Source organism: Yersinia enterocolitica, from assembly GCA_002082245.2.
GTDB classification, from domain to species: domain Bacteria; phylum Pseudomonadota; class Gammaproteobacteria; order Enterobacterales; family Enterobacteriaceae; genus Yersinia; species Yersinia enterocolitica_E.
Window position 1 is genome coordinate 1,502,788 of sequence record NBTC02000002.1, and the last position, 20,736, is coordinate 1,523,523.

The window sequence follows — 20,736 nt, forward strand, 5'->3', positions numbered from 1 at the left end:
TAAAATAATATTAATTGGCGTAGATGATTTTATCTGAATAGATAGCTTCAATTGCTTGTTTATGAATATTCTTCTTTTTATCGGTGACAATAATATCAATATCATTGATGTCACTTATTTTCATTAACCCACTTTGGCCAAATTTACTGGTGTCACATAAAATAACTTTCTGTCTGCCCATCGCCAACATTTTCTTGGCAATACGCCCTTCATCTAAATTTTTTACCATCACGCCAAAATCACTGTCTATTCCGCCAACTCCGACGAAAGTGAAATCAGTATGAATATCGTTCATTTGTTCAATGGTCTGAATGCCTAAGTTAGCCTTGTAGGTATGATTATATTCACCACCTAATACATGCACGACAGCCATATTATTTTTACTTTTAATTTGATCAGCAATTAATGATGAATTAGTAAAAACAGTAAACTTCACTAATGGTAAGAATGAAGCAAAAATAAGTGTGGTGGTACAAGAATCAATAAATAAAGTATCGTTTTCAGTCACCAACGATGCAGCATATTGACCAATTAGCATTTTTTCCTGGCGATTTAAATCCATTCGTTGGGCAAAACTGCCCTCTTGTATATTCTGAACTTTTATCGCACCGCCATGGACTTTAGTGACCTCACCGCTCTTTTCTAAATAGGAAAGATCACGGCGGATGGTTTCAGACGTCACACCCAACTCTTCAGAAAGACCAATAACCGAAACCTCACCAAGACTATCCAGCTTTTCTAAAATAAACTGTTTACGTTTGATCTGATTCATAGGAATAGCGGCCCGAAACTGTGCGATACATAGTGTCATTCTACTGAATAATTTTATGAAACAAAAGGCGATTCAATCACACCGGCCAGAGTTGATTAATGGTAAAAGCGACCCTGTGTTGGTTATTATCCTGACTTACCCTATCCACACAAGATTTGACAAAATCACTGGCATTCCCCCATTGCCACACCCACAGCAGAAAACTGAAACATACTGATATCATTCTGCTGATCGCCAATACTGACCATGGCTTGAGCACTGATATTTAAGTGCTGAGATAAATAATGCAATCCTTACCCCTTACTGATGCCATGTTTCATTATTTCATAATAATGATTGCTGGTTTTACTGAGTGAGTAACGTGCCATCAAGATCAAGTGCTAATAACTTATACATACGTTGACTCCAATAAAAAAGGGAGAATATATTATTGCTAATATACTCTCCCTCCTTGCTCACATTATACTATCAGTGGGTAATAAAGCGCGATACCACATCCTTTGCCGCGTTGCAGACAACATTATCAATGGCGGTGCCCACCACCAGAATATTTACACCGGTATCTTTAAATGCTTTGGCATTTTCCAGATTGATCCCCCCTTCTGCTAATGTTGGTACCGAAACCGCACTGACCAACGCCAGAAGCCTCTGTTTGATAGCATCAGGAATATCACCCGCACTGACACCTTCGTAGCTCATGCCAGTCATTAAACCAATCATATCAACACCCAGTGCTTCCATCGTTTTAGCCACTTGCGCAACATCAGCGGGGGTTTCAGCGGCAATACCGAAGGTATGCAAGTCACTCGGATGACCAATATAAGCATCCACCGTCAGACCATATTTATGGGCTAAATCCACCAGTTCCTTTAAATCTTCAAAACTGGACTTATGGGTATGTAAACCATCAGCCCCTGATTGAGCTATCAATAAAATATCTTGTTCTGTCACGGGTGTAGGTACAGTTTCAGTAAAGCCCCCGGCGATGCCGACGGTAATAAAAATATCGTCAGCCACCACATTACGCACCCCCCGCACGGCTTGTGCCATTTGGCCGATGGTTATCTCATGACGAATACGCTCCGCAGCATGCATATTCGTCACGCCATTATGGCCGCGAGCCAGTGCCAACGCCGGGTGATTAGGTTCCAATAATTTAACACCTGAATCGCATACTGCTTTCGCTAAGCGAGCATCATCTCCGGTTATTCCAGTACTGAGAATAGTTTGACCGCCATGTAATGAAATTGCATTTCGTACTTTATCCATAGCGACGGAACGTTTCTTACTCATATCAGCGTTGAACATATTTACCTCTACTTGATTTATATAAAACGGCTTTTTTAATTGTTAACTCTTAGCCCGAGATCCCTGGTGTTGGTGATTCGGGTACTGCTTTTTTAATTGCGACAAACTTGTTGGCTAATAGGGTGATTACACAGGTCAACACCAGTGTTACCGCCATGACTATCGCCATATAAAAAGCGTTATTCGACAAGAATGGGGAGGCGAATGCAGGTACATATGCCACGCCTTTAATATTTAATAATCCCAGCAACATGCCGCCAACGCCGGCGGAGAATATTGCACCAGCAAAGACGACTTTATTAGAAAACATGAACGGGTAAGCAGATTCGACGAACGTCCCAAAACCGAGGTTAATTAACAACCCTGGGGCAGCTACTGCGGCTTCACTTTTCTCGCGCGGAGCAATCACGTTTGCCAGATTAATACCGGCTGCCACCATCACCAGCCCGACCATATCGACCGCGCCGAGGAAGCTGACACCGGACTTTTCCATTTCCAGTAATACCAGTGGCAATATAACTGCGTGATAAACTCCACCCAGAATAGCTGGCCAAATAACCAGACCGGCCAGTAATCCGGCTAAAATCGGGCTAAAAGCCAGAGTGGCTTCGATAGCCAATTTGATATAGTCACCAGCGGCTAATGCCAATGGGCTAAGCAGGTAATACATCACTAAACCGGAGAATAAACCGGACAAACCACCCGCTACGATATTGATGGTGGTCATTGGGAATTGCCATCTCAGACAGAGCCCGAACAGGTAACGCACCATAATACCGGCGCCGATCCCTCCCAAAATACCGCCGATTAAGCCACCTTCTACCGACAGCACCCCGGCGACAACCCCCGCCACAATCGACACTTCATCTAGCTCAGAAACCTGTTTAGCCGCAATAACCGCGACAATAACCGGCAACCCCTTCAACAACAGTTCAAAAATGGCATTGAGTGATTGCAACCCTGGGATATGGCTTAGCGCCAATACAATAGCCATGGCGATAAAACCAGGCAGAGCTGGGATCATGATGCTACGGATATTGATTCTTTTTAGCAGGCTCTTGTCACTGCCCGGCATGTTGGCCTCGCTACTGCCCAGCACTGGGGTATATTTTATCTGCCAGTGTTTGCATAGCGAGGCGGTAAAAGAGATAGCCCGTGTGCGGCTATTGGTTCCAGTTGTGCCAGAGGTGGCAATCACATTGGCACCTTTGGAGGTGATAATTGCCATCGAGGTGCCGCCAGTGCCCACAATAGGGATTTTCTTTTCTATCGCCGCCAAAATAGCGTCTTTATTACTGCGATCAGGGTCGGCACTCATGATAATGATGCCATCAATATCACCGGCTCGAATTTGTGCCGCAATGGCCGCATCCGATGATTTTACCGCGTCATTCACCTCGGAGAGTTTCCCCTGGAAGCTAATCCGTGGTTTATCCCCTTCTTCCGCGATTATTGAATAAACGGCGGCGGCGGTGGTCGGCTTTGCCACATCCATCGACTCTTCCGCTGCAATAAATTGCACCGCACTGACACCTAACCCAGCAGAGTGGAGTTGGGTATAGATTTCTTGTAGAAGTCTTTCGGGGTAGGCACCACCGAGATTGAACAGATTTCCCCCGCTGCTTCCGAGTATTGCTACATTTTTCATGTCGGGCCTCAAAAGATAAGAAATATTAGAAAGTGTTATTATGTTTTTAACTGCAATTCACCATCACAGAAATAATAATTCAAAGCAACATTAAACAACATAAAACCATCCATTAACCCCACTAACACAACAGTGATTAATACCAATAATTTAATTAAAAAATCATATAATCAAACTAATATTCCATTAAATTAAGATAATTAGAAATTAAAAATCACAAATTGGCATTTTGTTGTTTTATTTTGTTTTGTTGTTTTCGTGATGAAGGTCAAATTATTGCCATTGGCTATTTCTGGCGAAGAAAGAAATGTGGAGAAAATGATAGAAGATGTGCGAGAGTTAAAATTGTGAGTAGAGGGAAGTATCGCGGGTCGTTAAATAGCACAGTGCCATAACGGTTTTAGGCTAGGGTGATCAGTCGGCCCGTTCCTGCTCATATGAGCAGGCAGGAAAAGGCCGTAGGTATCATGGTGGTTACGCGTTTATCGCTTTCTTTGAATCCAGAGCGCTATGGATGGCGGCTTCCAATTCGTTGACTTCGAATTTTGCCACATAAGCATCTGCCCCCACTTTGCGGACATGGTCTTCATTGGCACTACCCGATAATGACGAATGGATTATCACCGGAATATTTTTTAAGAACTCATCGCGTTTTATATTCAGCGTCAAGGTAAAACCATCCATCTCCGGCATTTCTAAATCGGTTAACACAAAGGCGATTTTATCCGAGATAGGTACCCCTTCGGCCCGCGCTTCATCGGCCATCTTCTTGATCTTATTCCACGCTTCCAGACCAGTGATATGCATCACGGCAGGGATATTCATCATCTTCAGACCCTGTTCAAGCATCGAACGCGCCACCTTAGAATCTTCAGCCACAATCGCGACTGAGCCGGGCTTAAGTTCAAATGCCTTGGTCTTCTCACTGTCGATTTGAACATTGCGATTAGCAGGAATAATGTCATATAGAATCTGTTCAACATCCAGCACCAGTGCCAATCGGTTGCTCGTAGGATCGTTATCCAAGCGCGCGATACTGGTAATATTGCGGCTCTTAACACCCGCGTCGGCAGCCAGTACCTGGCTCCATTCAAGGCGCACGATATCGTCAACGGATTCCACGGCAAAAGCCTGTGTACTCCGGGCGTACTCAGTCACCAGCAGAATATTTAGTCCAGTTTTTGGCACGCAACCGACGATAGACGGGAGGTCAATCACCGGAATGATTTCTCCGCGAATATTCGCAATACCCATCATCGGAGATGCCATACCCGCGGCTTTGGTCAGCGTAGGCATGGGTACAATTTCGCGCAGTTTGAACACGTTGATACCGAATAACTCGGATTTCTCTTCTTCTTGAGATACCCCCAGTCGGAACAACAAAAGTTCAAATCGGTTTGATGAGGTGAGATTTGTTCTCTCTTCAATCTCTTTTTGAAAATTATCCATACTTTCCCCAATGCAAATAATTGTTGATGTGCAATAACAAGGCGATATCAGCCATTCGGAAAATAAGGAATAACATTCTGCTCAGCGGCAACTAATGCTTCACCCTTTCATTCGGGAACAGGAAAATACAGCACGCACGGTGCCCTCTCGTCCCACGTCTGTCCATTGCCTTTTCTCATTCTCACCATGGTGGAACTTATAGTGTTATCGGCACGTGGGAGAAAATGCTTAATAATTCGACTTAAGAGAAAAACGCGGCACCGAACACTGCCTGACGTCGCCGCTGCACATCACTTAACGACCATCTGCGTCCACTGGGAAATGCGATAAAAGTCGCCATGCGCTGGCCCGCAAACGGGCGCAAATGAACTTTAGTGGTCAGGCTGTGGGCCGATAGCGCCATAGCCAACGGCCAGAGGACATTCGCCGATAAAACAGCACACCACGCACTATCCAGTCGAGGAACATGCCCATCCACACGCCAATGACGCCAAATCCTAGCGTCACACCCAGAATGTAACCGGCGATAATCCGGCAACCCCACATCCCGGCCAGTGCCACCCACATCGTGTAACTGGCATCCTTCGCCCCTTTTAGGCCGGATGGTAACACCCAAGAGGCGGCCCAAATCGGCATAAACAGTGCATTTATCCAGATGAGGTGTTTAACGACAGTAATGACGCCCGGCTCGTTGGTATACAACGAAGCCAAAAAACCTGCGCTGGGGATCGATAATAGCGCGATAAAACACACCCCAACCGTCGATAACCAGAAGATATGCTTGAGTTGGCGGATCGGTTGCAAGATCTGCCCTTTCCCTAACCGCGTGCCGATAATAATCGTCGAGGTATAGCCCAACGCGTTGCCCGGCAAGTTAATCAGCCCAACAATTGAGAATGCGATGAAATTACCGGCGATCACTTCGGTCCCCATCCCCGCCACAAAACGCTGAGTAATCAGCTTACCAATGCTAAACATCACTGATTCAACACTCGCGGGAATACCAATACTCAACACCTCAAACATAATCGCCGAGGTAAACGGCATAAAATATGCTTTGAACGGGATGCGCAGAGTGTGATTGGCACCAAAAATTAGCATTAGCACCACCACCAACGCGCCGATATAGCGAGAAAGCGTGATACCGATACCGGCACCAATAAAGCCTAAGCCCTGCCAGCTAAATAGGCCGTAAATCAATATGCTACTGATAGCAATATTGAGAATGTTCATCATAATATTGATGACCATGGGTAATCGGGTATTACCGGCTCCGCGCAGTGCACCACAACCCACCAAGGTGATGGCCATTGCGGGATAATTCCAGACGGTCAGATGCAGATAGGTCAGCGCCATCGCCTTAACGGAGGGATCGGCTTGACTGGCCATCAGATTAATAATCGTCTCACCGGTAAAATGCACCAGTAACACCAAAAATAATGAGATGAGCACCAGTAGAGAGATCGATTGACGCGCTGCCGTTTGTGCTTGTTTGCGTTTACGCTGACCAAGACTAAATGACACCACAACCGATGTTCCCAGCGCAACAGAGGCAAAAAAAGCCACAATCAACATATTGAAGCTATCCGCCAGCCCCACCGCCGCCATGGCCTCTTTACCCAACCAACTCACCAGCAGTGTGCTAAACACCCCCATCAGCAGCACACAAAGCCCTTCAATAAACAGTGGGATAGCCAGTGGCGTTATCTCACGCCAAAACAGTACCCGATAGGATTTTCGCTTTTTATACCACGCGCTTGCGTGAAAGATTTTCAACTTAACAGTCCCTGGAATCACGTCCATTTGCATACATCAACGCTTTCCACCACTATGGTGAAACATCCCGATGCGCTGATTTACAATGGTGATTACCCGCGTTAAATTTTAACGTTTTGTCCGCGGTAAAAAATCCTTGCAGATCTCATAATAGAACATGCGATAAATTTTAGTGAAACATCATTTCACCAAAGTGGTGATGAAATACTTATGCAATGAAACATACATAAATATGCAAAATGTCTTTGACTAGAATAGGGGTTTTGCGATATCAATGTAGGCATTGAAACCTTTGCCAGACAGACCTAATTCATACAGGATTTAATTGATGACAACTATTCTCAAACACCTTCCTATTAATCAGCGTGTTGGTATTGCTTTTTCTGGTGGCCTGGACACCAGCGCAGCACTGTTATGGATGCAGAAAAAGGGTGCAATTCCTTATGCATATACCGCCAATTTGGGTCAGCCTGACGAAGAAGATTACGATGCAATTCCGCGTAAGGCAATGGAGTATGGCGCAGAGAAAGCCCGTCTGGTTGATTGCCGCAAACAACTGGTTGCTGAGGGTATCGCAGCCATTCAATGTGGTGCATTCCATAACACCACCGCCGGTGTAACCTACTTTAACACCACCCCGCTGGGCCGTGCTGTCACCGGTACCATGCTGGTTGCCGCGATGAAAGAAGATGGTGTCAATATCTGGGGTGATGGTAGTACCTATAAAGGTAACGATATCGAGCGTTTCTATCGTTATGGTTTGTTGACCAATGCTGAGTTGAAAATTTACAAACCGTGGCTGGATACTGATTTCATTGATGAATTGGGCGGACGCCATGAAATGTCCGAGTTTATGATTCAGTCCGGTTTCGACTATAAAATGTCGACGGAGAAAGCCTATTCCACTGACTCCAATATGCTTGGAGCCACTCACGAAGCCAAAGACTTGGAATTCCTTAATTCCAGCGTCAAAATCGTTAACCCGATTATGGGCGTGAAGTTCTGGGATGAAAACGTGGTAGTGAAAGCGGAAGAAGTCTCTATCCGTTTTGAACGTGGGTATCCGGTTGCTCTAAATGGCGTAGTGTTTGACGACAGTGTTGAGCTGATGATGGAAGCCAACCGTATTGGTGGCCGTCATGGTTTGGGGATGAGCGACCAAATTGAGAACCGTATTATCGAAGCCAAGAGCCGTGGCATTTATGAAGCCCCAGGGATGGCGTTGTTGCATATCGCATATGAGCGCCTGCTGACCGGTATTCATAACGAAGATACTATCGAGCAATATCATGCCAATGGCCGGGTGTTGGGCCGTCTGCTGTATCAAGGCCGTTGGTTTGATCCACAAGCATTGATGCTGCGCGATTCTGCACAACGTTGGGTTGCGAGCGAGATTACCGGTGAAGTGACACTGGAACTGCGTCGTGGCAATGACTATTCGATTCTCAATACTGTATCTGACAATCTGACCTACAAACCAGAGCGGCTGACCATGGAGAAAGGGGATTCCGTATTCTCACCTGATGATCGTATCGGTCAGTTGACTATGCGTAATCTGGATATCACCGACACCCGTGAGAAGCTGTTTAACTATGTTGAAACCGGTTTATTGTCCTCTTCAGCAACCACTGGGCTGCCACAAGTTGATAATAACAACTTAGGTGCACGCGGTATTCAGAACAAGAGTAAGTAATTATTCTCTTGAACTAAAATTGACAGTGAGTAGCAATCAGACCAAATATCGGCACTAGATCGCGCTTGCGTTACGTTGCTAACAAAGCCCTGCTGGAAAGGCCGCTTACCTGACCAGCACAAAAAACCGCCTACCTGGCGGTTTTTTTGTTTCTATGCCACGCCCCTCAATCAGAGCCATGAATAGTAAAAATATAATATATAATCAATTAGATAGCTGGCGTTCATTCAACTCAGTCGGTTCATGCTTATAGTGAAAAGCAAAGACAAAAACAACCGCCAGTACGACAGTATAAGCAGCAAAAGATAACCAAATACTATTCCAATCTTTTACGCCATCGACCGTAAAGTAATCAACCACATGCCCGCTGCTTATCGCGCCAACATACGCCCCAACGCCGTTTACCATCGTCATAAACAAACCTTGTGCGCTGCCACGGATATTGTGGTCGACTTCTTTTTCGACATAAATCGCCCCTGAAATATTAAAGAAGTCAAAGGCGCAGCCATAGACCACCATGGATAACAGTAATAGAACAATGCCGCTGGCGGACGGGTCACCATAGGCAAACAAGGTGAAACGCAGAGTCCAGGCAATCATACTGATCATCATCACACGCTTAATACCAAAGCGAGATAAAAAGAAGGGAATGGTCAGAATGAAAAAGACTTCGGCAATTTGCGCCATCGATAACAAAAGCGACGGGTACTGCACCACGAGGCTATCCTGATAAAGTGGATTCTTGGCAAAATCGTGCAGGAATGGGCTGCTAAACGTATGGCTAATCTGTAATGAAGCACCCAGTAACATGGCGAATAAGAAGAAAATAGCCATCTTCTTTTGTTTAAACAAAACAAAAGCATCAAGCCCTAAAAGGTTAACCCATGAGCGATCTTTCTTAGCATTAGAGGTGGGGCAACTGGGTAATGAGAGTGCATACATAGCCAATACCAGCGCCGCACCTGAAGCAATATAGAGTTGAATATTGCTCAATTCAAAACCGGATAAACTGATAGCCCACATGGCAAAAATAAAACCCACCGTGCCAAAAACACGTACCGGCGGGAAATCTTTAATCGTATCCAGCCCGGCCTTTTCCAGACAGATATAAGAAATCGTATTCGCTAATGCAATTGTCGGCATATAAACCATCGCATTAAACAGCATCACTAAGAACATGATCTTAGGATCGGAAACATTGGCCGCAATTAGCAGCGCGACAGCACCCAATAGGTGGCAGCAGGTATAGAGAATATTGGCTTTAATCCAGCGGTCGGCAATAATACCGATAATGCTTGGCATTAAAATACAGGCAATTCCCTTCGCACCATAAACTAGCCCCACCTGCGCACCGGTAAAATGGAGGGTATTCATCATATAGGCACCCAAGGTCACCAGCCAGGCACCCCAGATAAAGAACTGGAGGAAGAACATAACTTTAAGCCGTTTTTTTATTATCATTTTTATTCTCCGTGATACAAAGGTGTCGAGGGAATATGATTTGCTTATTGAGTCTGTAGGGTACTTCCCTCTTCAGCGGTATCCCCTACTGCCTGCGAGCCGCAATGACGCCAATAGGGGACTAACCAAAAGGTTGATAGTGTATTTATCGAACGGCTGATGCTTTGCTTTTCAAAAAAGCTTCAATTAGTTTGGTGAAATTAACCGAGGCCAATTTGGCGCATTTTAAGGTTTGTTCGTGAGACAGAACCACATCAGACAAGCCTTCTGCCAGATTGGTAATTGCCGTTAACGCAATCACTTTTAAGCCGCAATGGGCCGCAGACAAAACCTCTGGCACCACCGACATCCCCACCACATCTCCCCCTATGATTTGCATCATGCGGATTTCGGCTGGCGTCTCAAAGCAAGGACCGGGATAGGAGACAAACACCCCTTCGGTCAGAGGGATATCAAGCTGTTGGGCAATCTTGGCCATCTCGGCACGCAAGCCTTTATCATAGGCATTCGCCAGGCTAAAGAAACGTGGGCCAAAACGATCATCATTAGGCCCAACCAGCGGTGTTCCTGGCATGGTGTTGATGTGATCTTTAAGCATCACCACTGAACCCGGTAATACTTCTGGCCGTAATGAGCCGGCGGCGTTAGTACAGAATAAGAACTCGCATCCCATCAGTTTAAAGGTGCGTACCGGATTGGTCATAATGCTCATGCCTTGCCCTTCATAGAAGTGACCACGGCCTTTCATACACATCACAGCGACACCAAACAGCTCACCGAGAACCAATTCACCCGCATGCCCGTGCACCGAGCTGACCGGGAAGCCGGGAATATCGGCATAACTGAGGGTGGTTTCATTGGTAATTTGTGCCACCAAATCGCCTAAGCCTGAACCTAAAATAAACGCCGCCTGAGGCTTAAATCCGGGCTTTATTTTCTGAATATACGCGGCAGCCTGAAAGGGTAATTCACTGAAATCAGCATTACTGTTTGAATTTACTGTCGTCATAATAAAACCCCTTAATTATTTTTTATTTATCAAATAAACGGGTCATCCAATAAACCGGCTAAATAATAAATAGGTAGCGAGATAGATATTCCTCTCCATCATATGCAGGGGGTTATGACACAACCAATACTAAAATCCCGCTTATCCATACTGAAAAGGTAATGGTTCATGGTGCATTTCCACGCAATTATCGTCGATCACAAGAGGGTAATAAGTATGCACATGACAACAGAAATAGTTAAAGCACATCTGCAAATGCTGGGGTTTACCGCCCTGCTAGGAGGTTCTTTTATTGCCAGCGCCACCATCAGCAATGCCTTGCCCCCCATGGTTATCACTTGGTTAAGATATGCTATCGCCAGCTTGCTTTTTATGGTGTTACTGGTGAGTCAGAGGTTATTTAAATTACCTAAATTGCGCGATTTAGGCCGCTACACGTTAATTAGTTTGCCGCCATTACTCTATTTTGCTTGCATGATATTTTCACTACAGACCACCAGCGCATTAAATTCGAGTGCGTTATATACCACCGTGCCATTAATGAGCCTGATAATGAGCATGCTGTTAATCAAATCGAAATCGACATGGTCAGTGCTGGTGGCCTTATTAATGGGGATTTTAGGCGCGTTGCTTATTATTTTTAAGGGCGATTTATCTCAGCTTTTACATCTGTCGCTTATGCCGTCTGATTATTTATTCCTGTTCGGCTGCTTAGGAATGGCACTTAATCCCATCGTAGTAAAGAAGTTACATCGTGGCGAACTGGCGTTGGTTCTCACTGGCTGGAGTTTGATCTGTGCCACGCTATTGTTAACCGCAGTCGTCGCCTATCAACTGCCAGAAATCGAATGGCGAAATATTAGCGTTATAACCTGGAGTGGGGTTTTCTATCTTGCAACCTTTGCCACCGCGTTAAGTTTCTTCCTGTTTCAAAAAGCTTGCATTGTGCTCTCTCCGGCCAAAGTATCAGGTTATGTATATCTGATACCGCTGTCGGTTATTGCGACCAATGTGGTGCTAGGGCAGGCAATAAATTGGCAGGAGATCGCCGCTGGGGTCACTTTAGTGGTTATTGCGATGGTCATGTTGGTTAAAGCTAAGTGACAGCGGCATTAAAATAACGCAAGCAACCGCTCCAGCGGCCGCGTCATGCTACCGGGATGATAAACGGCAAACAGATCAGCGGAGAGATTGTCTATCAGCGGGATGAATTTAATATTAGGCCATGGGATTTCCTGCATGCTTTCAGGAACCAGAGCGATGCCAAGATTGCTGTTTACAAAAGCCAGTTGGGTCTGTGGTTCATCAAATTGATAAATAGTCAGCGGCTTACAACCTGCGGCGAGGCAACTATTATATAAATTTTTGGAGTAGCCAGAGTTAGCAAAAGTGAGGAATATCAGGTTCTGGCCGGAGAGTTCTTTCAAAGTGAGCATTTTTTTATCTGCCAGCACGCTCTCATTAGACACCGCAACCGCAACCCGCTGCTTCTCAACGCACTGATAGACCAGCGCCGGGCTTTGCTCTAGGGAAGCACAACGCCAGAAGCCGATATCAAGCTTCTTACTTAATAGCGCTTCATACTGTTTGCTGGGCGGAAACTCATGCAAAGACCACGTGGTGTTAGGGTTAAGCGTTTTAAAAAGTTTGAATTTCTCTAATAATTGGTGCCAAAGCGCCGAACCAATAATGCCTATATTGAGGTGGCTTTGCTCATGGCGGGCAATATAAGACACACGGCTTAATGAGTTTTCTATATTCTCAAAGACTTCTTTCATCTCAGCCTGCATCATCTCACCCGCCAGAGTTAATACCACATTACGGCTGTCCCGGATAAATAAAGGGAAACCCAAAGCATCTTCCAACTCTTTAATTTGCAGGCTTAACGGTGGTTGCGAGATATGAAGGCGTTCAGCGGCTTTTCCAAAGTGCAGTTCTTCTGATACGGCTAAGAAATAGCGGATCATTTTCAAATTGATACGACCGGAAAAAAGAAGCTTCTGCATGCCACTATCCAATTATGTTAATGCGTAACCTAACTTATCTTTTGATAATAACACTATCTGATTATTCAACGACTAAAAACCACCCGAACAATTCAAAACCATTCGAGTTGCAGGTAGATGTAGCCAATCCCCTGCAACGTCAAGGATAAAGGGAACACCCCCTGTAATTTCAAGGACTAAGGCCCCCCAAAGTCATTGTGATTACAGGTAGGCAGCAAGAGAATGAACCCCGATGAGCTTACTCATGTAAGTGATTCGGGTGACAAATCGGTCAGGAACCGATTTGAACGCCGCTTGCGGCGGCCTCAACGAGACGAGGCCCAAGGATGGGCCGAGTAATGAACGTAGCTAACACCCCCTGTAATTTCAAGGACTAAGGCCCCCAAAGTCATTGTGATTACAGGTAGGCAGCAAGAGAATGAACCCCGATGAGCTTACTCATGTAAGTGATTCGGGTGAATGAACGTAGCTAACGCCCCTGTATTTTCAAGGACGAAGGGGGGTGGGTAATTCAATATTACTTTCAGCCAACAACCCCATATTATTATACATGGCACAGGCGGCATCCACTAAATGCATGGCAATTGCGGCGCCACTGCCCTCACCTAGCCGCATGCCCATTTGCAAGTATGGCTCGAGTTGCAGATGGCTTAGCGCAATGACCGCACCTTTTTCTGCTGATAGATGAGAGGGGATCAAATAGTCACGGACTCCCGGTGCGATACGGCAAGCCGCTAACGCAGAAGCATATGAGAGGAAACCATCCAACACCACTGGTAACCCCGCCGCCGCCGCACCAAGCATCACGCCGGTCATACCTACCAAATCAAAACCACCCACTTTCGCCAACACATCAATACCATCATTGGCATCTGGATGATTGGTTTCGATAGCACGGCGCACTACCGCCACTTTATGATGTAACTGCGCGCTAGGAAAATTCGCCCCAATCCCTACCACCAATTCAGGATCGCTGTCAGTAAACACGCTGACCATCGCCGCTGCTGGCGTAGTATTCGCCATACCCAACTCACCAACGCCAAACACTTTCACGCCTTCAGCCGCCTGCCGTAATGTCAGCAGTGCACTGGCACAAAGTAAATCCTCTGCCTGCTGGCGAGTCATTGCCGCTTCACGGGCGATATTGCCACTGCCACGCGCCACTTTCATATCCACCACACCGGGTAGTGTCTCGCTATCAATACCCACATCGACAATTTTTACTTCAACACCGGCATTAGCCGCTAGCACGCAAACACCTGTTACCCCCTTCACCATGTTCAACGCCTGAACCAGCGTGACCACTCGAGGTGAAATAGCCACGCCTTCATCGTAGACGCCATGATCTGCTGCCATCACAATAATTTGTTTGCGCACAACCTGATGCCCGTATAACCCCCGCATTCCAGCCAGTTGAACCGCCAGTTGTTCCAGGCGACCTAAGCTACCTGGTGGTTTCAGTAAACCATCCAACCGCACCTGTGCTCGGGCCATCGCCTTGCTATCCAGCGGCGCAATCGTGCGCAGAATCGATGAAAGTGTTTGCATGTACTTAACCTCGTATTGCAGGCTGCCAAACAGCCCGACTGTTAAACGCACGCAGCGTGACAAATCCATCGTGGATCTCTAATACGCTGTATGCCCCCTGATCAAAATGAAAATGCCACATAGCCGCCGCTGGCATGGCCAGCAAACGAGCCAACATCAGGCTTAATACCCCCTGATGAGCAACCAGTAGCCGATTGTTATCACTACTTTGTGGTGAAGTACCCGACGCTAACAGCAGTGGCTGGATAACTTTTTCAACCCGGGCAGAGAACTGAGGGAATGACTCTCCTCCGGTGGGACTTGCCTGTTGCCAATCGGCCACCCATTGTGCCCATGCATCCGGGTCTTCCCGCTGTAAATCATGATGATGGCGCATTTCCCAGTCACCAAAATTCATTTCATTTAGTTGCCCGTCGCTATCGGCACTCACCCGGTGCCCGGCGAGTATGATGTCAGCGGTATGGCGGGCGCGCAGCAACTGGCTGCTGACGCCCTGACTAAAATCCACATCCGCTAACCAATCGGCCACCCATCCGGCCTGCTCCACGCCCTGTGGCGTTAGCGCCAAATCAGTCAGGCCGCAAAAAACGCCACGCAAATTGGCCTCGGTTTGCCCGTGGCGTACCAGAAAAAGTCGCATAGAATGACTCAATATTGAGATTATTCAGGAAATAACGCTGTTATTGCAAAGCAGCTACAACAGCGCCAGCAAAAACACCAACTCACCTATTTCGGCAGCCGCGCCCAACGTATCACCGGTTTGACCGCCTAAACGGCTACGCAGATAGATTGCCAACAACAGCACTACCGCCATGGTAATCACCAGTGCCAACAGCGCAGTCCCTTTCCCCAGTAACAGGGTAAGTATTGCGCCCCCCACTAATGTGACGGCAGTTTGCCGGCCGGTAACTTTACCGATGTAAATATTGCCCAAGCCATTGCCTGCGCGGGCATAACGCTGGCGGTACATCAACAACACAATCACCGTACGCCCCGCCACTGAAGCTGCCATTAGTATTGCCAGCATCGGTACATCGCGCAGTGCCAGCTCACTCACCACCAGCACTTTCGCCACCACGATAAAAATCAAGGCTAAACCGCCGTTAGTCCCAAGGCGGCTATCACGCATGATCTCCAACATCTGCTCGCGTTTACGTGCGGAAAACACGCCATCGCAGGTATCTGCCAAACCATCAAGGTGGAAAGCGCCAGTGACCAGCGCCAGTGCCAGCACATAACCCAGTGCCGCTAACGGAATGCCACACCAAGGTACCAGTAGGGTAAAGACCAGCGCGCCGATGATACCGACAATCAGCCCGATCAGTGGGAAACCGATAATGCCGCGTTCGTACTGATCCATCGCCAACCCTTGCGTCCAGCGCTCTGGCACCGGAATCCGGGTCATAAACTGCAAGGTGGCGAGAAATAGACGCAGGCTCATTTAATTTTTACCTCAATGCCGGAAACCACCAGAAACACTTGGTCAGCGGCAGCAGCCAGGCGCTGATTGACCCGACCGGCGATATCGCGAAAATGTCGCGCTAAACGATTTTCAGGCACAATGCCCATCCCCAGTTCATTCGTCACCAAATAAATCGGTGCTGAACTTCGGGCACAGGCGGCCAGCAGATCGGTAATTTGTTGCTGAATCCCCACTTCAAGTAACGTGAAATCCATCTGCTCCGGCGGCGTATCACCGGCCTGTTCAAACAGCAGATTAGTGATAAGGGTGGTAATACACTCCAACATCACCGCTTCGCCGGGTTCCACTTGCTGATCCAACACTGCTCCCAGATCCCGATAACCTTCCCAGGTACGCCAGTGTGCCGGGCGACTGGCGCGATGTAACTCAACCCGCGCGGCCATTTCCACATCTGTTACCACTGAGGTGGCAATGTAAAACACCCGCTCAGCCGCCTGTGCCGCCAACCGTTCAGCCAGCGAACTTTTGCCGCTGCGCGCACCTCCGGTAATCAAAATCACTGCGCGCTCTCCTGTCGATGTGTTTTCATTATTTTATAAATACTTTCAATATCAATATTTTGTCGCATATGTGCTGCCAGAATATCAAACTGTTGCTGCTTATGTTCGGCGTAATTCACCGTCACACCGTCAAACGCCGCCAGCCCTTTACGTTGGCGCAAATTGTCCAGCAGTGGGCGAGTGAAGTTGTGGCTGTCAAACAGGCCATGAATATAGCTGCCCAGCACACTGCCATCGGCGTTCACCGCCCCTTCCAACCATTGCTCCACTTGCCCGTTACGCAATGTCAATTGTGCGAAAGGCTTGGCGGCCGTTCCAAGCAGGGATGCACCCATATGAATTTCATAGCCTTCCAGTTGCTGCTCGCCGCAGCTTTCCAGCATCCCCGGCAGGCCCATCAGACAATAGCCACTGACCCGCGTGGTCACTTTGTCCTGTGCAAACTGCGTTTCCACATCCAGCAAACCAAGGCCCGCCATCTGTTCCAGGCCAGACTCCACACCATCAATAATACGTTTTCCCAACATCTGATAACCGCCACAGATACCCAGCACCGGTACCTGATGTTGATGTTGTGCCAATAACGCGGCGGCCAGCCCACTGTGATGCAACCACTGTAAATCGCCCAAGGTATTTTTGCTGCCAGGCAGAATAATCAGATCCGGTTGCCCCAAGGCTGAGGGCTGCGAAACATAGCGCAGGCGCACATCTGGCTGAGCCGCCAACGCATTAAAATCGGTAAAGTTAGCAATGTGTGGCAAGTGAATGACGGCAATATCCAGCGCTTTTTCCACCGCATCCTGATATTTGCCATTTTGTAATGCCACACCATCTTCATCTTCCAAATCAATATCTAGCCACGGCATTACCCCTAATACCGGCACATCCGTCAGCGCTTCAATCTGTTCCAACCCAGGTTTAAGCAGCGCAATGTCACCCCGAAACTTATTGATTATCACCCCTTTGACCCGCGCTTTTTCATGCGGATGCAACAGGGCCAAGGTGCCATAAATAGCCGCAAACACCCCACCGCGATCGATATCAGCCACCAATATCACCGGTGCATCGGCCATTGCCGCCATCCCCATATTGACGATATCGCGGTCACGCAGGTTAATTTCTGCCGGGCTACCCGCCCCTTCCAGCACCATGACGTCATATTCACGGGCTAAACTTTGGTAGACCTCGCTGATTTGTTGCTGCAATTGCGGCTTATATTGATGATATTCCACCGCATCCATATTGCAGGCAACTTTGCCCATCAGTACCACCTGCGCCTTACGGTCACTGGTGGGTTTGAGTAGTACCGGATTCATGCGCACATCAGGGGTGATGCCTGCGGCTTCTGCCTGAAAAATCTGTGCCCGCCCCATCTCCTCACCCTGTGGCGTAATACCTGAGTTGAGCGCCATATTCTGCGATTTAAACGGAGCACAACGATAGCCATCCTGCATAAAAATACGGCATAGCCCAGCCACCAATACGCTCTTACCTACATCAGATGCGGTACCTTGCACCATCACCGATAAACTCATTGCGCCTCCTCGGTTTCACGCTGACGCATCAACGCGAAAAGTTGTTCTTCCGTTTTGCATAACGGTAACCCTAGCTCGCAGTGCATTTTGACCAACCATGGCTGGATAAGCCCGGCAGCGCGCAGTTTATCCTGTTGCAGAAACACCTCGGTCGTTTCACCGGCCATCATTAAGCGACCATGAGATAAGACATACAGATAGTCACAAACCTTGTAGACCAAATCGATATCATGGCTGGAGAGAATAACCCGTTTCCCTTCTGCCACAATGCGTTCAATGATGGTAATCATGTGTTGACGCCCGGCCGGATCCAGCCCTGCGGTCGGCTCATCGAGTAACAGATACTCTGCTTCCATCACCAGTGCACCGGCAATTGCCACCCGCTTTTTCTGACCGTGACTAAGGTGCTGAATAGATTTATGGCGAAAACCCTGCGCATCAACCAGTGTCAGCGCCCGATCCACTCGCGCGGCGATCACCGTTTCCTCCACGCCGAGATTACGCAGGCTGAACGCGATATCACTGTCGATATCGGTATAAAAAATCTGCTGTTCCGGGTCTTGGAATACCGTTGTCACCCGTTGGCGTAGCTCTCGCAGGCTGGCCTTTTTATAACTCAGCGGCTCTCCTTGCCACAGCACAGTCCCGTGTTGGGGTTGCAAAATACCGGTCAGATTCATAAATAAGGTGGATTTGCCACAGCCATTGGCGCCCAAGACACCAGTGACCGCGTGCTGACTGAAATCCAGCGTCAGATCGTGCAATACCTGCTCATCCTGATAGCTGAAACCTAACTGTCTGGTGGCTAACATCAAATCCTGCCTTACAGGTGGAAATCACCCTGATAAAGTTTCATATCCAGCGAGATAACCATCTGTTGATAGCGAATCATCACGCGGGTAAATAGCATACTCACCAACATAGCCAGCGAATGGTAGCCAGTACGCAATGAGATATAACCAAACCGTAGGGACTGCGCATGATGGATAGCAGCAGCCTCTTCAGCCAAAATAAAAATAAAGCGCCAGGTCAGCAAAATTTGCTCAGTCAGCAAACGGGGGGCATGGCAGCGTTTAAGTATCTGAATAAGCTGTGGGAATGGCGTATTCAGCACAAACCAGAAAGTCGCGGCCAATGCAGCCAGGCTACGCCACAAGGTCTGATTGGCAGTGGTTAGACCGACTTTATCGATACCGAACCACCAATTACCGATTTGTATACTCCACCACATACTCTCCGGTTGACGAGAAAGGGATAACACAATGGTCACCAGCCCCACCAACAGGAATGACAGCGGAATAGCCAGCCAGCGCAGATAACGGCGCGGGCCAACGCGTAACAAGTAGCAGGTCAGCGCGGCGATAAATATCAGCAATAACGCCTGATAGAGCGGCGGGCTGAGCATCGCCAGCAACAGGAAAACGCCATACAGCACCAGTTTCCCTATTGGGTCAACCTGCCGCCAGCGGCTTTGATAACTTAGTTTATCAATCCCCAGCATGCTCACCGCGTTTCCCCCGGTAGTAACCCAAGATATAGAAAATCACCGCTGCGCCAATGGAACCTTGCAGCGTGAACAACAGACTCTCAATTTCACCACTGGCAGGTTCATATAATGGCTGGAACCAGGGCTCATAGTGCGGTGCCGTTTGCTGGATCAGCGCTTCAGCCTCTCCATCCGAGCCACCGTATTCGCCGCCGTGATTAATAAAGAACGGCATAATAACCAGTGCAATCACCATTGCCAGCAGGATCAGGGTCTTTTTCATGTTAGTGGCTCTCCGCGTGAATTAAGCGCCGTTTGGTCAATTGGTCGTAAATCATGACCGTCAATAACCCTTCAGCAATCGCAATCGGGATCTGGGTAATACAGAACACCCCCATAAACTTGATAACTGAACCGCTGATACCAAATTGTGGATCGGGGAACGCCAAGCCAAGTTGTACTGAGGTGACAAAATAAGTGGTTAAATCCGCTAACATGGCACAGAGGAAAACCCCAACATCGCGGCGTAATCCCGCTTTACAGGCCAATTTCCACACCAAATAACCTACTACCGGTCCGATCACCGCCATCGACATACCGTTAGCACCGAGCGTTGTCAGCCCGCCGTGTGCCAGCAATAGCGCCTGGAACAGCAGTACAATCGCCCCCAGCACCGCCACCACCACCGGCCCAAACAAGATGACTGCCAGCCCTACCCCTGTAGGGTGTGAGCAACTGCCGGTCACCGACGGAATTTTCAGTGCTGAGAGCACGAAAATAAACGCGCCACACAGCGCCAATAACACTTTCTGATTGCTGTCTTCAGCCACAATCTGCTTTAAGCGCACCAATCCCATAAATAGGCATGGCAGAAACAGCACCCACCAAGCCAGCGCCCACATCGGCGGCAAAAAACCTTCCATAATGTGCATGGCAAAAACGTCATTCGGTGCCAGCGTGAGCAAGATTGCCATTGCCACTCCGCTATAAGACAGTTTCTTTAACTCTTTTTCCATTTCCATTAGTTGCTCCAATCACTTTGGGGAGTAATTTAAAATTAAT

General features: G+C 47.8%; 19 protein-coding genes and 1 pseudogene. 2 read left to right on the forward strand and 18 right to left on the reverse strand.

Annotation, left to right across the window (positions count from 1 at the left end; all coding sequences use genetic code 11):
• Window positions 1-10: 10 nt before the first annotated feature.
• From A6J66_008185 to A6J66_008210, 6 genes and pseudogenes are all read right to left on the reverse strand, one after another.
• A complete protein-coding gene (locus A6J66_008185; protein ID PNM26939.1) occupies window positions 11-772 on the reverse strand; it encodes a DeoR/GlpR transcriptional regulator in 762 nt (253 codons plus the stop codon).
• A gap of 76 nt (window positions 773-848) precedes the next feature.
• Window positions 849-1,140 (reverse strand): annotated as a pseudogene (locus tag A6J66_008190) (hypothetical protein).
• A 100-nt stretch (window positions 1,141-1,240) separates the two neighbouring features.
• Complete coding sequence (locus A6J66_008195; GenBank protein PNM24171.1) at window positions 1,241-2,080, reverse strand: histidine biosynthesis protein; 840 nt, start codon at window positions 2,078-2,080, stop codon at window positions 1,241-1,243.
• 49 nt (window positions 2,081-2,129) lie between these two features.
• Complete coding sequence (locus A6J66_008200; GenBank protein PNM24172.1) at window positions 2,130-3,728, reverse strand: PTS sugar transporter; 1,599 nt, start codon at window positions 3,726-3,728, stop codon at window positions 2,130-2,132.
• A gap of 474 nt (window positions 3,729-4,202) precedes the next feature.
• Entirely contained in the window at window positions 4,203-5,177 is a 975-nt protein-coding gene (locus tag A6J66_008205) for a chemotaxis protein CheV (protein ID PNM24173.1), read from the reverse strand.
• A 378-nt stretch (window positions 5,178-5,555) separates the two neighbouring features.
• A complete protein-coding gene (locus tag A6J66_008210; protein PNM24174.1) occupies window positions 5,556-6,986 on the reverse strand; it encodes an FMN/FAD transporter in 1,431 nt (476 codons plus the stop codon).
• A gap of 295 nt (window positions 6,987-7,281) precedes the next feature.
• Between A6J66_008210 and A6J66_008215 the strand changes: the two genes are divergently transcribed.
• A complete protein-coding gene (locus A6J66_008215; GenBank protein ID PNM24175.1) occupies window positions 7,282-8,646 on the forward strand; it encodes an argininosuccinate synthase in 1,365 nt (454 codons plus the stop codon).
• 204 nt (window positions 8,647-8,850) lie between these two features.
• On the opposite strand, the gene A6J66_008220 is transcribed toward A6J66_008215, so the two are convergent.
• A complete protein-coding gene (locus tag A6J66_008220) occupies window positions 8,851-10,107 on the reverse strand; it encodes an MFS transporter (GenBank protein PNM24176.1) in 1,257 nt (418 codons plus the stop codon).
• A 145-nt stretch (window positions 10,108-10,252) separates the two neighbouring features.
• Window positions 10,253-11,116, reverse strand: a complete 864-nt coding sequence (locus A6J66_008225) for a xanthosine phosphorylase (protein ID PNM24177.1) — start codon at window positions 11,114-11,116, stop codon at window positions 10,253-10,255.
• Between the two features lie 222 nt (window positions 11,117-11,338).
• Here A6J66_008225 and A6J66_008230 point away from each other — a divergent pair, with 222 nt between their 5' ends.
• On the forward strand, window positions 11,339-12,220 hold the full coding sequence (locus tag A6J66_008230; protein PNM26940.1) for an EamA family transporter: 882 nt from the start codon (window positions 11,339-11,341) through the stop codon (window positions 12,218-12,220).
• Between the two features lie 8 nt (window positions 12,221-12,228).
• Here A6J66_008230 and A6J66_008235 read toward each other — a convergent pair whose 3' ends face one another.
• The 10 genes from A6J66_008235 to A6J66_008280 form a co-directional block, all read right to left on the reverse strand.
• Complete coding sequence (locus A6J66_008235; GenBank protein PNM24178.1) at window positions 12,229-13,122, reverse strand: LysR family transcriptional regulator; 894 nt, start codon at window positions 13,120-13,122, stop codon at window positions 12,229-12,231.
• A gap of 486 nt (window positions 13,123-13,608) precedes the next feature.
• Window positions 13,609-14,670: a nicotinate-nucleotide--dimethylbenzimidazole phosphoribosyltransferase gene (cobT, locus tag A6J66_008240; protein PNM24179.1), complete on the reverse strand. Its 1,062-nt coding sequence runs from the start codon at window positions 14,668-14,670 to the stop codon at window positions 13,609-13,611.
• Window positions 14,671-14,674: 4 nt separating this feature from the next.
• Entirely contained in the window at window positions 14,675-15,310 is a 636-nt protein-coding gene (locus A6J66_008245; GenBank protein ID PNM24180.1) for an adenosylcobalamin/alpha-ribazole phosphatase, read from the reverse strand.
• A 54-nt stretch (window positions 15,311-15,364) separates the two neighbouring features.
• Window positions 15,365-16,111: an adenosylcobinamide-GDP ribazoletransferase gene (locus A6J66_008250; GenBank protein ID PNM24181.1), complete on the reverse strand. Its 747-nt coding sequence runs from the start codon at window positions 16,109-16,111 to the stop codon at window positions 15,365-15,367.
• Window positions 16,108-16,653, reverse strand: coding sequence for a bifunctional adenosylcobinamide kinase/adenosylcobinamide-phosphate guanylyltransferase (locus A6J66_008255; GenBank protein PNM24182.1), 546 nt, complete (start codon window positions 16,651-16,653; stop codon window positions 16,108-16,110). Before A6J66_008255 ends, A6J66_008250 begins: the two co-directional genes overlap by 4 nt.
• Window positions 16,650-18,188, reverse strand: a complete 1,539-nt coding sequence (locus A6J66_008260; GenBank protein PNM24183.1) for a cobyric acid synthase — start codon at window positions 18,186-18,188, stop codon at window positions 16,650-16,652. Before A6J66_008260 ends, A6J66_008255 begins: the two co-directional genes overlap by 4 nt.
• A complete protein-coding gene (locus tag A6J66_008265; protein ID PNM24184.1) occupies window positions 18,185-19,000 on the reverse strand; it encodes an energy-coupling factor ABC transporter ATP-binding protein in 816 nt (271 codons plus the stop codon). Before A6J66_008265 ends, A6J66_008260 begins: the two co-directional genes overlap by 4 nt.
• Window positions 19,001-19,011: 11 nt before the next feature.
• On the reverse strand, window positions 19,012-19,689 hold the full coding sequence (locus tag A6J66_008270) for an energy-coupling factor ABC transporter transmembrane protein (GenBank protein PNM24185.1): 678 nt from the start codon (window positions 19,687-19,689) through the stop codon (window positions 19,012-19,014).
• Complete coding sequence (locus A6J66_008275; GenBank protein ID PNM24186.1) at window positions 19,676-19,957, reverse strand: energy-coupling factor ABC transporter substrate-binding protein; 282 nt, start codon at window positions 19,955-19,957, stop codon at window positions 19,676-19,678. The genes A6J66_008270 and A6J66_008275 overlap by 14 nt, the downstream gene beginning before the upstream one ends.
• 1 nt (window position 19,958) lies before the next feature.
• Window positions 19,959-20,690: a cobalt ECF transporter S component CbiM gene (locus A6J66_008280; protein PNM26941.1), complete on the reverse strand. Its 732-nt coding sequence runs from the start codon at window positions 20,688-20,690 to the stop codon at window positions 19,959-19,961.
• Window positions 20,691-20,736: the final 46 nt, after the last annotated feature.

What these genes read in the sequence shown, in the direction of transcription:
- A6J66_008185 (PNM26939.1), bottom strand. Translation starts at nt 772, where the DNA reads ATGAATCAGATCAAACGTAAACAGTTTATTTTAGAAAAGCTGGATAGT.
- A6J66_008195 (PNM24171.1), bottom strand. Translation starts at nt 2,080, where the DNA reads ATGTTCAACGCTGATATGAGTAAGAAACGTTCCGTCGCTATGGATAAA.
- A6J66_008200 (PNM24172.1), bottom strand. Translation starts at nt 3,728, where the DNA reads ATGAAAAATGTAGCAATACTCGGAAGCAGCGGGGGAAATCTGTTCAAT.
- A6J66_008205 (PNM24173.1), bottom strand. Translation starts at nt 5,177, where the DNA reads ATGGATAATTTTCAAAAAGAGATTGAAGAGAGAACAAATCTCACCTCA.
- A6J66_008210 (PNM24174.1), bottom strand. Translation starts at nt 6,986, where the DNA reads ATGCAAATGGACGTGATTCCAGGGACTGTTAAGTTGAAAATCTTTCAC.
- A6J66_008215 (PNM24175.1), top strand. Translation starts at nt 7,282, where the DNA reads ATGACAACTATTCTCAAACACCTTCCTATTAATCAGCGTGTTGGTATT.
- A6J66_008220 (PNM24176.1), bottom strand. Translation starts at nt 10,107, where the DNA reads ATGATAATAAAAAAACGGCTTAAAGTTATGTTCTTCCTCCAGTTCTTT.
- A6J66_008225 (PNM24177.1), bottom strand. Translation starts at nt 11,116, where the DNA reads ATGACGACAGTAAATTCAAACAGTAATGCTGATTTCAGTGAATTACCC.
- A6J66_008230 (PNM26940.1), top strand. Translation starts at nt 11,339, where the DNA reads ATGACAACAGAAATAGTTAAAGCACATCTGCAAATGCTGGGGTTTACC.
- A6J66_008235 (PNM24178.1), bottom strand. Translation starts at nt 13,122, where the DNA reads ATGCAGAAGCTTCTTTTTTCCGGTCGTATCAATTTGAAAATGATCCGC.
- cobT (PNM24179.1), bottom strand. Translation starts at nt 14,670, where the DNA reads ATGCAAACACTTTCATCGATTCTGCGCACGATTGCGCCGCTGGATAGC.
- A6J66_008245 (PNM24180.1), bottom strand. Translation starts at nt 15,310, where the DNA reads ATGCGACTTTTTCTGGTACGCCACGGGCAAACCGAGGCCAATTTGCGT.
- A6J66_008250 (PNM24181.1), bottom strand. Translation starts at nt 16,111, where the DNA reads ATGAGCCTGCGTCTATTTCTCGCCACCTTGCAGTTTATGACCCGGATT.
- A6J66_008260 (PNM24183.1), bottom strand. Translation starts at nt 18,188, where the DNA reads ATGAGTTTATCGGTGATGGTGCAAGGTACCGCATCTGATGTAGGTAAG.
- A6J66_008265 (PNM24184.1), bottom strand. Translation starts at nt 19,000, where the DNA reads ATGTTAGCCACCAGACAGTTAGGTTTCAGCTATCAGGATGAGCAGGTA.
- A6J66_008270 (PNM24185.1), bottom strand. Translation starts at nt 19,689, where the DNA reads ATGCTGGGGATTGATAAACTAAGTTATCAAAGCCGCTGGCGGCAGGTT.
- A6J66_008275 (PNM24186.1), bottom strand. Translation starts at nt 19,957, where the DNA reads ATGAAAAAGACCCTGATCCTGCTGGCAATGGTGATTGCACTGGTTATT.
- A6J66_008280 (PNM26941.1), bottom strand. Translation starts at nt 20,690, where the DNA reads ATGGAAAAAGAGTTAAAGAAACTGTCTTATAGCGGAGTGGCAATGGCA.